At 64.6% G+C, this 12,851-nt stretch carries 12 protein-coding genes; all 12 read left to right on the top strand.

Annotated elements, in window-relative coordinates; genetic code table 11:
* The first annotated feature begins 94 nt into the window (after positions 1-94).
* On the top strand, positions 95-232 hold the full coding sequence (locus XH83_RS12150) for a hypothetical protein (protein WP_194388353.1): 138 nt from the start codon (positions 95-97) through the stop codon (positions 230-232).
* A gap of 244 nt (positions 233-476) precedes the next feature.
* Positions 477-1,766, top strand: coding sequence for an oxalate/formate MFS antiporter (gene oxlT, locus XH83_RS12145; protein ID WP_194407220.1), 1,290 nt, complete (start codon positions 477-479; stop codon positions 1,764-1,766).
* Positions 1,767-2,018: 252 nt separating this feature from the next.
* On the top strand, positions 2,019-3,353 hold the full coding sequence (gene oxlT / locus XH83_RS12140; protein WP_194407219.1) for an oxalate/formate MFS antiporter: 1,335 nt from the start codon (positions 2,019-2,021) through the stop codon (positions 3,351-3,353).
* Between the two features lie 176 nt (positions 3,354-3,529).
* Positions 3,530-3,958, top strand: coding sequence for a CBS domain-containing protein (locus XH83_RS12135; protein WP_194407218.1), 429 nt, complete (start codon positions 3,530-3,532; stop codon positions 3,956-3,958).
* A gap of 108 nt (positions 3,959-4,066) precedes the next feature.
* Positions 4,067-5,086 (top strand): 2-dehydropantoate 2-reductase, encoded by a 1,020-nt coding sequence (locus XH83_RS12130; protein ID WP_194407217.1) that lies wholly within the window; start codon positions 4,067-4,069, stop codon positions 5,084-5,086.
* Positions 5,083-5,871, top strand: a complete 789-nt coding sequence (locus XH83_RS12125) for a fumarylacetoacetate hydrolase family protein (protein WP_194407216.1) — start codon at positions 5,083-5,085, stop codon at positions 5,869-5,871. Before XH83_RS12130 ends, XH83_RS12125 begins: the two co-directional genes overlap by 4 nt.
* Positions 5,872-6,454: 583 nt before the next feature.
* Positions 6,455-7,861: a hypothetical protein gene (locus tag XH83_RS12120; RefSeq protein ID WP_194407215.1), complete on the top strand. Its 1,407-nt coding sequence runs from the start codon at positions 6,455-6,457 to the stop codon at positions 7,859-7,861.
* Between the two features lie 169 nt (positions 7,862-8,030).
* The gene (locus tag XH83_RS12115) at positions 8,031-8,231 is read left to right on the top strand and encodes a hypothetical protein (protein ID WP_049820038.1); all 201 of its coding nucleotides are present in this window, start codon (positions 8,031-8,033) and stop codon (positions 8,229-8,231) included.
* Between the two features lie 51 nt (positions 8,232-8,282).
* Positions 8,283-8,933, top strand: a complete 651-nt coding sequence (locus XH83_RS12110) for a hypothetical protein (RefSeq protein WP_194407214.1) — start codon at positions 8,283-8,285, stop codon at positions 8,931-8,933.
* 245 nt (positions 8,934-9,178) lie between these two features.
* Positions 9,179-10,174 (top strand): nitronate monooxygenase family protein, encoded by a 996-nt coding sequence (locus XH83_RS12105; RefSeq protein ID WP_194407213.1) that lies wholly within the window; start codon positions 9,179-9,181, stop codon positions 10,172-10,174.
* Positions 10,175-10,199: 25 nt separating this feature from the next.
* A complete protein-coding gene (locus XH83_RS12100) occupies positions 10,200-11,168 on the top strand; it encodes a zinc-binding dehydrogenase (RefSeq protein WP_194407212.1) in 969 nt (322 codons plus the stop codon).
* Positions 11,169-11,297: 129 nt separating this feature from the next.
* Entirely contained in the window at positions 11,298-12,671 is a 1,374-nt protein-coding gene (locus tag XH83_RS12095; RefSeq protein ID WP_194407211.1) for a cation-efflux pump, read from the top strand.
* Positions 12,672-12,851: the final 180 nt, after the last annotated feature.

Below are 12,851 nucleotides of genomic sequence, written 5' to 3'. Positions count from 1 at the left end.
ATGCAAACAAACACATGGACAGTGGCATCTGGTATACATAGATTGTTCCCAGACATGAGACGCAAGACTGACCGTCTCAAGAAAGGAAATTCCAATGTCCAAGACCGCTTCCGTTGCTTTGGCCCCCTCCGCCTCGCTGTTCGCCCGCCTGATGGCCGCGATCGACAGCTTCCTGATGGCGAGCGCCGAGATCTCGAACCACAACGGCGACCTGCCGCGCTTCGGCCTGTAAGCCGTTACTTTCCCGCGCTGCCACGCAGCGCGACGGTTTCAGAACGATCCACATGCTACTTTTGATGAATGGCCCCGCACGACGGGGCCATTTCTACTTGTGCTGTTCCGAGTCACAGTTGCCGCTGAACAAGGCTGCGACATTTGCGCACGGTGGCCGGACCAGCGCTTGAAGCTTGGCATAATGCATACAAGAATGCCTCTCCAGCGCTCGCAGAAAAATTAGAGGCGCCACGGGAGGCTTTATGACGGACATGGTGCAGGCAACCGCCCCTACTACCGCGCGCGTTAGCGACACGTATCGCTGGGCGCAACTGGCGATCGGTGTAGGCGCGATGGTGATGATCGCCAACTATCAATACGGCTGGACGTTCTTCGTCCCCGACATCCAGAAGAAGTTCGGCTGGGATCGCGCATCGATCCAATGGGCCTTTACCCTCTTCGTGCTGTTCGAGACCTGGCTGGTGCCGATCGAAGGATGGTTCGTCGATAAATACGGTCCGCGAATCGTCGTGCTGGTCGGCGGCGTGCTCTGCGCCATCGGCTGGGCGATCAACGCACAGGCCACCACGCTCAACGGCTATTACCTCGGCATGATCGTCGCGGGCATCGGCGCCGGCGGCGTCTACGGCACCTGCGTCGGCAACGCGCTGAAGTGGTTTCCGGACAAGCGCGGCCTCGCCGCGGGCATCACGGCGGCAGGTTTCGGTGCAGGCTCTGCGCTGACGGTCGCGCCAATCCAGGCCATGATCAAGGACAGTGGCTTCCAGACCACCTTCCTCTATTTCGGCCTCGGCCAAGGCATCGTCATCTGCATCCTCGCCTTCTTCCTGCTGTCGCCGAAGGCGGGCCAGGTGCCGAACGTGGTGGCGAACGCCAATCTGCTGCAGACCCGCCGCAACTACCAGCCGACCGAAGTTCTGCGTCAGCCGATCTTCTGGCTGATGTACTTCATGTTCGTGATCGTCGGCGCCGGCGGCCTGATGGTGACGGCCAACCTGAAGCCGATCGCGGCCGACTGGAAGGTCGACAACGTGCCGGTCACGCTAATGGCGGTGACGATGACGGCAGTGACCTTCGCGGCCACGATCGACCGCGTGCTCAACGGCCTGACCCGTCCGTTCTTCGGCTGGATCTCCGACATGATCGGCCGCGAGAACACGATGTTCATCGCCTTCGGCATGGAAGGCTTCGGCATCTGGATGCTCTACCTCTGGGGTCACGATCCGATCTGGTTCGTGCTGCTCTCGGGCTTCGTGTTCTTCGCCTGGGGTGAGATCTACTCGCTGTTCCCCTCGACCTGCACCGACACGTTCGGCGCCAAGTTCGCGACCACCAATGCCGGCCTGCTCTACACCGCCAAGGGCACCGCCGCGCTGCTGGTACCGATCGCAAACTACATGCAGCAATCGTCGGGCACCTGGGACAGCGTGTTCATCATCGCAGCCGGCGCCAACATCCTGGCCTCGCTGCTGGCGATCGCGGTGCTCAAGCCCTGGCGCAAGGTCGTCGTCGCAAAATCGACGGTCGCCTGACGCCCACCACAGCTTCATCGAGCAGACGCCCGGCCTTGCGGCCGGGCGTTTTCGTTCAGGGAAAGCTTGCGGCGCCAGCTCCCCGCTGGAACCGAAGATTTGTGACAATCCGCCGCAGATAGCACTTGCTTTCTGGAATATGGTATACCAAGCTCCGCCCCAGCGCTTGCGACGATAAGCCACAACATTTGCGACACTGGGTCATCTTGCAATCCAAAGTCGCAATCAATCAGGCGCGTTGGGAGGTTCTTGATGATTTCCAGCACGGATGGCGCCGTCACGGCCGCGCCTCTTCGCACCGGTTTCCGTTGGTTCCAGCTCGCCATGGGCATCGTCTGCATGGCGATGATCGCCAATCTGCAATATGGCTGGACGCTGTTCGTCGATCCGATCGACGCAGCCCATCATTGGGGGCGCGCCGCGATCCAGCTCGCTTTCACCATCTTCGTCGTCACCGAGACCTGGCTGGTGCCGGTCGAGGCGTGGTTCGTCGACAAATACGGCCCGCGCATCGTCATCATGTTCGGCGGCGTGATGATCGCGCTGTCCTGGATCCTCAACTCCTATGCCGACTCGCTCACGCTGCTCTACGCGGCAGCGGTCATCGGCGGCATGGGCGCGGGCGCGGTGTACGGCACCTGCGTCGGCAACGCGCTGAAATGGTTTCCCGATCGCCGCGGCCTTGCCGCCGGCGCGACGGCCGCGGGCTTCGGTGCGGGCGCTGCGCTCACCGTGGTGCCGATCGCAGCCATGATCGCATCCAGCGGCTATCAGCACGCCTTCCTCACCTTCGGCATCGGCCAGGGCGTGATCGTGTTCGTGCTCGCCTTCTTCATCCAGCCGCCGCGGCTCTCGATCCCGCCGAAGAAGAAGCAGCTCAATTTGCCGCAGACCAAGATCGACTTCACCCCGCCGCAAGTGCTGCGGACGCCTATTTTCTGGGTGATGTATCTCGTCTTCGTCATGGTCGCCTCGGGCGGCCTGATGACCGCGGCGCAGATCGCCCCGATCGCGCACGACTTCAAGATCGCGAGCACGCCAGTCACGCTCGCCGGCTTCCAGATGGCGGCACTGACCTTCGCGATCTCGCTCGACCGCATCTTCGACGGATTCGGCCGCCCGTTCTTCGGCTTCGTCTCCGACACGATCGGCCGCGAGCACACCATGTTCATCGCCTTCGGCACCGCCGCCTTGATGCTGCTGACGCTGTCGGCCTACGGTCACATCCCGCTCGTCTTCGTGCTGGCAACCGCGGTGTACTTCGGCGTGTTCGGCGAGATCTACTCGCTGTTCCCCGCGACCTGCGGCGACACCTTCGGCTCGAAATTCGCAACCACCAATAACGGCATGCTCTACACCGCGAAGGGCACCGCCTCCCTGCTCGTTCCGCTCGCAAGCGTGATCTCGGCGGCCTATGGCTGGAAGGCCGTGTTCGTGGTCGCAGTGGCCTTGAATGCGACGGCGGCGCTGATGGCGCTGTTCGTGATCAAGCCGCTGCGCCGCTCCTTCATCCTCGGCAAGGAAGCCGAGAGCACCGAGACCGCGACCGGCAGTGCCAAGACAAGTGCAAAGACCGAGACGGCGTAGCCGCCGCACATTCGCAACAACGAGAAGGGGCGCAGCGATGCGCCCCTTTTCTTTTTGTCTCGACGGCAAACGTCAGTATCGCTGTCGCAAGATTTTTCGGATCGGCCAAATCCAGCGCTTGACGATTGGCATTATGTATACCACACTTCTCTCAACATTCACCCAGGGAGGTTGCAATGCTGGTCGGAGACATTCTGCGCAAGAAGACGCCGCGCGTTGTCACGGTGCGGATGAACGAAACGGTGGGTATCGCCGCCAAGCTGATGCGCGCCAACAACATCAGCGCACTGGTGGTCAAGGACGTGGTCCGCTCCGAGGGTAACACCGCGGTCGGCATGTTCACCGAGCGCGACGTGGTGCGCGCCGTCGCCGAGCACGGCACGAACGCCGTCAACGTCAAGGTCTCGCAGCTCGTCTCGGTGCAGCAGCTGGTGTCCTGCACCTCGAGCGACACGATCGATGAGGTCCGCCACCTGATGAACCGGCACCACATCCGCCACCTGCCGGTGATCGACGATTACAGCCTCGTCTCCGTGATCAGCATGCGCGACATCGCAGCTGCCATCGACGAGGCCCTCAACGGCACGCCGCAAGCGGCCGCCTAAACGATACGACCCTTCCCCTGCGACTACCGGCCCCGGCTCGGATCCTTCCGAGCCGGACCGGATCTTTCGTCCCAAAAATCCGACTTCGGCTCCCTCCGCGAGGATTTCATGAAGATCTGTATCTACGGCGCCGGCGCGATCGGCGGATATCTCGGGGTTCAGCTCGCACGCGCAGGCGCCGATGTCAGCCTCATCGCACGCGGCGCCCACCTCGCCGCCATGCGCGAGCACGGCCTGACGCTGCTCGCGGGCGAGGAGAAGCACACCGTGCATCCGCGCTGCACCGACGACCCCAATGAGCTCGGCGTGCAGGACTACATCATCATCACGCTGAAGGCGCATTCGATCACGGGCGTGATCGAGAAGATGCAGCCGCTGCTCGGGCCGCACACCCGCATCGTCACCGCCGTCAACGGCATTCCCTATTGGTACTTCCACAAGCACGGCGGCCAATACGAGAACTCGACGCTGGAGAGCATCGATCCCGGCGGGCGGCAGTGGCGCGAGCTGGGCGCCGAGCGCGCCATCGGCTGCATCGTCTATCCCGCCACCGAGCTCGAGGCGCCCGGCGTGATCCGTCACGTCTACGGCAACAATTTCCCGCTCGGCGAGCCCTCCGGCGAGATCACACCAGACGTGCAGCGCCTCGCCGATCTGTTCGTCGCCGCCGGGCTGAAGGCCCCGGTGCTCGACCGCATCCGCGACGAGATCTGGCTGAAGCTCTGGGGCAATGTCTGCTTCAACCCGATCAGCGCGCTCACGCACGCAACGCTCGACGTGATCTGCACCGATCCGTCCACGCGTGCGCTGTCGCGCGCGATCATGGTGGAGACGCAGGCGATCGCCGAGACGTTCGGGGTCAAATTCCGCGTCGACGTCGAGCGCCGCATCGAGGGCGCCCGCAAGGTCGGCGCCCACAAGACCTCGATGCTCCAGGATCTCGAGCGCGGCCGCCCGATGGAGATCGACCCGCTGGTCACCGTCGTGCAGGAGATGGGCCGCCTCACCGGCATCCCGACGCCCGCACTCGACTCGGTGCTGGCGATGGTGACCCAGCGCGCCCGCATCGCCGGGCTCTACGACGGCGTATCGACGCCGGCAGATCCCCGCGCACTGGCGGTGGCATGATGGCTGGCGAGATCAAGAAGTGGCTGCGCTTCCGGAATAATGGCACGACCGGTTTCGGCACCCTGACCTCATCGGGCATCAGCGTGCATGAAGGCGAGATGTTCGGCCGCAACGCCGCCACGGCCAGGACGCTGGCGCTGTCGGAGGTCGAGCTGCTCGCACCTTGCGCGCCCAGCAAGATCGTCGCGCTCTGGAATAATTTCCACGCGCTCGCCGCCAAGCTAAACCAGCCCGAGCCGCCGGAGCCGCTCTATCTCCTCAAGGCAACCACGAGCATCACGACGCCGGGCGCCGTGATCCGCCGTCCCTCTTACTACGACGGCAAGACCACCTATGAGGGCGAGCTCGGCATCGTCATCGGCAAGACCTGCGCGCGCGTCTCGCCGGCAGAAGCCGACGGCTTCATCTTCGGCTACACCTGCGTCAACGACATCACCGCCAACGACATCCTGACCAGCGACCCTACCTTCCCGCAATGGGCCCGCGCCAAGAGCATCGACGATTACGGCCCGTTCGGCCCCGTGATCGCAACCGGCCTCGATCCGGCAAAACTCACGGTGCGCACCATCCTCAACGGCGCGGAGCGGCAGAACTATCCGATCTCCGACATGATCTTCTCGGCGCAGGAGCTGGTCAGCAAAATCTCCCATGACATGACCCTGCTCCCCGGCGATCTCATCGCCGTCGGCACCTCGGTCGGCGTTGGGGTGATGAAGGAGGAGGTGAACATTGTGACCGTCGCGATCGACGGCATCGGCGAGCTCACCAACGAGTTTCGACTCTAGCTCGTCTTTCGTCGGCGCGTCTCCATCATTCCGGGACGGCGGCTCACCGGCCGTCTTTCGCCGCAGCGCGGCAAAATTGATCCTGCGCAAATCGCGCCGTCCCGGCCGCCACTATCCTTTCCGGCAAGAGATCGATGTCTCATGCCAGGGAGGAAGCCATGACAAATGCCAATAATGCACTTTTGTGGACGGCTCTGTACATTGCGCTCGCATTCGGCGCGATCTTCGTCGTCTGGTTCGCCGACAAGATACGCGCGAGCTTCCTCGGCAAATGAGCGCGCCGCGTCGCGTCGGCGGCTGAGGCGAGTAACGAAATCTGCGTGGAATGGAGCGTAGTCCTGGTCCCGCGCGCGATGCTCCCGCGTGCGCCCATCCGGGCTACAGAAATGCTCGCTCCGTCATTCCGGGGCGGAGCCCCCACCGCTGCGGAAAGACCCGGGGCACCCCGCCGTGCCGTCTTTCCCTCAATCAGCGGTGGATCGCGCGTCCCGAGACATCATGCACCTCCGACAGCCCCTTGCGCGGTGTTCGGCTCTCCAATAGCAATCATGGCGAAAATGTGTGCCGGCGTGAGGAATTCACGATGTGGCTGTTTTTCCTGATTGCCTGGTTGGTGCTGCTGGCCGTCATCGCGTTTCTCACCCAGCAGACGTTTGGTTACGACTTTGCCCATCTGCCCGCCTGGTTCGCGGGGCTTCCCATGCCGCAACGCATCACTGTCGGCGCGATCCTGGCGGGGACGCTGGCCCTGATCGGCGCGTCTGCCTGGCGGCTGTCACGCCAGGACCGCAGCCTGAAGACGCTGCGCGACCGTCTCAAGAAGACCCGCGAGGACGTCGTCGTCGCCCACGCCCTGCAGAACCATCTCGACGCCACCGTCCAGCACCTGATTGAAAGCGATCCCCGGGAAGCGGTCTCCGCCCTCCACGACAAGCTCGGCGAGACCGAGCAGCGCGCGCTGCTGCAGCAGGGCCGCAACGAATCCACCGACATGCACGACCAGCTCGCCGAGATCCGCCGCCGCCAGCAGGCACTGCGCGAGATGGTCGGCAAGGTCGCCGATCAGCGCCGCGCGGTCGAGCCCATCTTCACCGAGATCCGCGACCGCCAGAACCAGCTCGAACGCTCGCTGCACGACCTCGAGACCGACGACCGCAAGAACAACCTCGCCGACCGGCAGCGGGACATCGCGCGCGACGTGTCGGCGCTTCTGGGGCGGGTGAACGCGGTCCAGGACACATTCGCGACCCTCAACCGGCACAAGGAGGATCTGGCGAAATCCCACGCCGAGCTGGCGCCGCTGCGATCCTCGGATGCCGGCATCAACGCCTTGATCGGCGAGCTCAGCCTCAGCCACGACCGTCTCGCCAAGACCATCGACGAGCTCGAGACCGGCGGCGAGACGCCGCTCGCGACGCGCGTCGAGACACTCTCGAAGAACAAGATCGAGATCGAGCAGCGCCTCGCCCGCATCGACGACAGCTTCGACATCCTGAAAAGCATCCGGCTCGATTTCGAGGAGCTCGGCCAGCGCCAGGCCCAGCTCGAACGCGCGCTCGCCGACGTCGAAACCGATTCCGACGGCAAGACCCTCGCAGACCGCCAGAACGCGCTGAACGAATTCGTCCTCCAGTCACGCCAGCGTCTGGCTGCCTTGCAGGAGACACTGGCGACGCTGAACGCCTTCAAGACGGAGCTGTCGAAGTCGCAGGCCGACCTCGTCCCGCTCAAGGCGCCGGTGTTCGGCATCGAGGCCATGATCGCGGAGGTCGGCGCCACCCGCGATCTCCTCGCCAAGACCGTCAGCGAGATCGAGGCCAACGGCGACGTGACGCTGGCCTCGCGCGTCGAGACCCTGACCCGGAGCAAGCGCGAGGTCGAAGACCGCCTCGCCCGCATCTTCGACAATTTCAACGCGCTCGACGCCCTGCGCAAGGACATCGGCGGCATCTTCGCGACGATCAGGAATGGCCTCAATCGGATCGGGTGAGGCGCTTCACGCCGTCCCGAAACATCCAGACACATCACATCTTTGCGCGTCAGACATATGCCGCTGACATGCCCCGTGCGCGCCGCAACTTGGTCGCATTCGGACGCCCTTTTGTGAGGTGTGTCTGGGGGCACGGCATGGCCGTGTTTGGGCCAAACCTTCTAGGGGTATCACTGTGAAGAAGATTGTAATTGCTCTGGGTGCCACGCTTGCTCTGGTGACGGCCGCGAACGCTGCGGATCTGCCGCGCCGCCAGCCCGTGCCGGTCTATTCCGAGCAGGCGCCGATCGGCAAGATGCCGATTGGCAAGAGCCCGGTTGGAAAGGCCCCGATCGGCAAGGCGCCGGGCCCGGTTGCGGCGCGCTACTGACGCGTTAGCGCGCAAGACCAGCGTAAGCGGCCGACAGTCGAGGGGCACAGCGTGACGAACAAACCTGATCGATCGGGATCCTGCATTCTTGCCGGGCTCGCTCTCGCGGCGATGATCGCCTGCCTGATGCCCTCGGCTTCGGCCCACGAAGCCAACAAGCGCGCTGCGGATGCCAATGCGCTTGCCACGACCGACTCCACGTCACGGCCGGCGCCACAATCGACGCGGCGCTCGCTCGCGCGCGCGGAGAAAGGTCCCTATTACGTCGACTTCCGCGCCCGCACGGCCGCGAGCTGGGGCCATGCCTTCGTCTGGTACGGCAAGACCAGCGAGAAGGCCGTCGAGGTCGCAGGGCTGACGCCCGCCGGCGACACGCTCGCTTACGTGCTCGGCCACATCACCTTCGTGCCGTCGGAAACCGGCGCGAGCTATGGCGATCTCGATCCGGAATATCTGACCGCCAGCTACCGCGTCTATCTGAACGAGGCCGACGCCAAGCGCGTGTTCGCCTATATCAAGAAATTGCAGACGAACTCGCCGGTCTGGAACGCCGAGACCGCCAATTGTACCGGCTTCATCGGCGACATCGCCGAGTTCATGGGCCTCGAGGTCCCCAACCGCTGGCAGCGCCCGGAAAACTTCGTCAACCGCCTCAAGGAAATGAACGGCGGCCGCCAGATGGTGCGGCTGTCGGCGGAGTAGCTTTCCCCTCATTGCGAGGAGCGTAGCGACGAAGCAATCCAGAAAGCAGCCTCAGCATCGCCTTGGCGGACGCCCCTGCAAAGGCGGCACACCCCAATTATCCGCCTCGCGGAATCTCCTCGTCCCCCGCATGCCGCCCCGCCTCCACCGCACGCTCGGCTGATAGACTTTTCCCACCCCCGGCGGCATCCTTGCGGCATCAACCGACAACAGAGCCTGCGGGCCATCGCTGGGGGAAACTTATCATGCTGCAGACAAGGTTCACTGAACTCGTGGGGGTCGAGCACCCGATCGTCCAGGGCGGCATGCAATGGGTCGGGCGTGCCGAGCTGGTCGCCGCCGTCGCCAATGCCGGCGCGCTCGGCTTCATCACCGCGCTGACCCAGCCGACGCCGGAGGACCTCAGGAAGGAGATCGCGCGCTGCCGCGACCTCACCGACAAGCCGTTCGGCGTCAACCTCACCATCCTGCCCGCGATCAAGCCGCCGCCCTATGCCGAGTACCGCGCCGCCATCATCGAGAGCGGCATCAAGGTGGTCGAGACTGCCGGCAACAAGCCGCAGGAGCATGTCGACGAGTTCAGGAAGCACGGCGTCAAGGTCGTGCACAAATGCACCAGCGTGCGTCACGCGCTCTCGGCCGAACGCATGGGCGTCGATGCCATCTCGATCGACGGTTTCGAATGCGCCGGCCATCCCGGCGAGGACGACACCCCCGGCCTGATCCTGATCCCGGCCGCCGCCAACAAGATCAAGATCCCGATGATCGCCTCCGGCGGCTTTGCCGATGCCCGCGGCCTCGTCGCCGCGCTGGCGCTGGGCGCCGACGGCATCAACATGGGCACGCGTTTCATGGCCACCAAGGAAAGCCCGATCCACCAGCTCATCAAGGAGAAGATCGTCGCCAATGACGAGCGCGAGACCGAGCTGATCTTCCGCACCATGCGCAACACCTCGCGCGTCGCCAAGAACGAGATCTCGACCAGGGTGGTCGCGATGGAGAAGGAAGGCGCAAAATTCGAGGACATCCGCGAGCTCGTCGCCGGTGCCCGCGGCAAGATGGTCTATGCCACGGGCAATTCCGATGAAGGCATCTGGTCGGCCGGCCAGGTTCAGGGCCTGATCCAGGACATCCCGAGCTGCGCCGAGCTGATCTCCCGCATCGTGCGCGAGGCGGAGGCGATCATTCGCAGCCGGCTCGAAGGCATGATCGTTCAGCCGCAACGCGAAGCGGCGGAATAATCACCTCAGGAGGCGAGAGGATTTCATGAAAGCCTATGTCTACGGTCCTGAAGGCGCTCGGATTTCCGACGTCGCTCAACCCAAGCCGAAAGGCACGCAGGTTCTCGTCAAGGTCCGCGCCTGCGGCCTCAATCGCGCCGACACCGGCATGCGCAAGGGCCACGCCCATGGCGCGGCCGGCGGCGTCGGCACCGTGCTCGGCATGGAATGGGCCGGCGAGGTCGCCGAGCTCGGGCCGGATGCGAAGGGCGTCAAGATCGGTGACCGCGTCATGGGCTCGGGCGGCGCGGCCTTCGCCGAATACACGCTGGCCGATCACGGCCGGCTGTTCCACGCACCCTCGAACATGAATTTCGAGGAGGCGGCCACCCTGCCCGTCGCGCTCGCGACCATGCACAACGCCGTGGTCACTGTCGGCGGGGTCAAGCCAGGCCAGAGCGTGCTGATCCAGGGTGCCAGCTCCGGCGTCGGCCTGATGGCGATGCAGATCGCCAGGCTCAAGGGCGCAAAGCTCGTGATCGGCTCCTCCACCGATGCTGTCAGGCGCGGCCGGCTGAAAGAATACGGCGCCGACCTCGCGGTCGACTCATCCGATCCCAAATGGGTCGACCAAGTGCTGAAGGCGACGAACGGCGAAGGCGTCGATCTCATCGTCGACCAGGTCTCGGGCAAGGTCGCCAACCAGAACCTCGCCGCGACCAGGGTGAAGGGCCGCATCGTCAATGTCGGCCGGCTCGGCGGCACCCATGCCGATTTCAACTTCGACCTGCATGCGGCGCGCCGCATCGACTATGTCGGCGTCACCTTCCGCTCCCGCACCATCGAGGAGGTCCGCGAGATCTTCGCGGAGGTCCGCAAGGACATCTGGGGCGCGGTGGAGTCGCGAAAGCTGCAGCTGCCGATCGACAAGGTATTTTCCTTCGACGACATCGACCGGGCGTTCGAGCACATGGAGGCGAACAGGCATCTTGGGAAGATCGTGGTGACGGTGTGAGGAAAGTCATTCCGGGGCGGTCCGCGGGACCGAACCCGGAATGACATCGCCCCGCTCCTGCAACTCACTCGCGACTACTCCTGTGGATCGCCGCTTGATGTTCGGCCCCGGGCTGCTAAATCCCCCGCCATGACCTCCCAGCACGACAAGACCTCGGTCGCGGCGATCTCGATCTTTGCCAGCGGCGCCATGGCGGCGGCCAAGTTCGTGGTCGGAATCGCGATCGGCTCGCTCGCGCTAATCTCCGAGGCCCTGCACTCCTCGATCGACCTGGTCGCGACCATCATCACCTGGGCGGTGGTGCGGGTGTCCGACAAGCCGGCGGACGATGAGCACCATTACGGCCATGGCAAGCTGGAGAGCATCTCCGCGCTCGGCGTCACCGCCCTGCTCTACGTGCTCGCCGGCGGCATCCTGGTCGAGGCGTATAGCCGGCTCCGCGAGGGGACGCCGCCGCCAACCATTTCGGCCGTGCCGTTCGTCGTGCTGGTGATCGACATCATCGTCAATCTCTGGCGCGCCCGAGCCCTGCACCGCGCCGCGCGTGCGACGCGAAGCCAGGCGCTCGCGGCCGACGCGCTGCACTTTGCTTCCGACGTGATGGGCTCGTTCGCCGTGATCGTGGGCCTGATCCTCGCCGCCCTCGGCTTCTGGTGGGGCGATGCCGCGGCGGCGGCGGCGGTCGCCGTGATGATCGCGGCTCTCGGCCTGCGCATGGCCGGCTCGACCGTGCAGACGCTCGTCGACCGCGCTCCCGAGGGTGCGCAGGAAAAGGCCACGGCCGCGATCTGCGGCGTGCCCGGGGTGATCGACGTCGAGCGCCTGCGCGTGCGCATGGTCGGGGCGACGACCTTCATCGACACCATCGCCAAGGTGCCGCGGACCTATCCGATCGACCGTGTCGAGGACATCAAGCGCAACGCGCAGGCCGCCGTCACCAAGACCTTCGGTGATGCCGACCTCACTTTCGCCGCGGTGCCCGTCGCGCGCGACAACGAGACCGTGCGCGACCGCATCATGGTCATCGCGCGCAATTCGGGGCTCGCCATCCACCACGTCACAGTGCACGATCTGGGCGGCAAGCTGATCGTCAGCATCGACCTCGAGGTCGATGGCGGCATGCAGCTCGACGCCGCCCACGACATCGCCAACACGCTGGAGCGCAACATCCAGGTGGAGTTCGGCGAGGACGTCGAGGTCGATGTCCATATCGAACCGCTGGAACCGGAACTTCCGTTCGGCATCGATGCCGCGCCGGAGCGGGTGCGGACGATCGCCGCCGCGCTGGCGGACTATGCCGCCGGCGGCGAGATCCACGACATCCACAATGTCCGTGTCCGCAACACCGATGCCGGCGAGATCGTCAACTTTCACTGCCGCGCGACACCCTCGATGAGCGTGATCAAGGTGCACGAGCAGGTCGATGCGATCGAGCGCGCGTTGCGGCGCGCGTTCCCGAGCGTCAAGCGCGTCATCAGTCACGCCGAACCGCCGCGCGCGTGACGAGTCGCACGACACGAAGAATGTGCGTGGAGTCACACGTTCCCGTTTCGGACTCCTCCCGCCCGTGAGTTTGCGGACGCGCGATGCACAAATCTCGCGTTGGATAAGAATAATTTCGCGTTAACGATTCGTTGACTCTCGACAGCCCGCGAAAACTGGATTCAAATCGCTGTGATTCGG

The sequence above is a fragment of the Bradyrhizobium sp. CCBAU 53351 genome, assembly GCF_015291745.1.
In the GTDB taxonomy this organism is placed as follows: Bacteria; Pseudomonadota; Alphaproteobacteria; order Rhizobiales; family Xanthobacteraceae; genus Bradyrhizobium.
The sequence above is the reverse complement of the archived record's forward strand: the minus strand, read 5'-3'. Positions and strand labels throughout refer to the sequence as shown.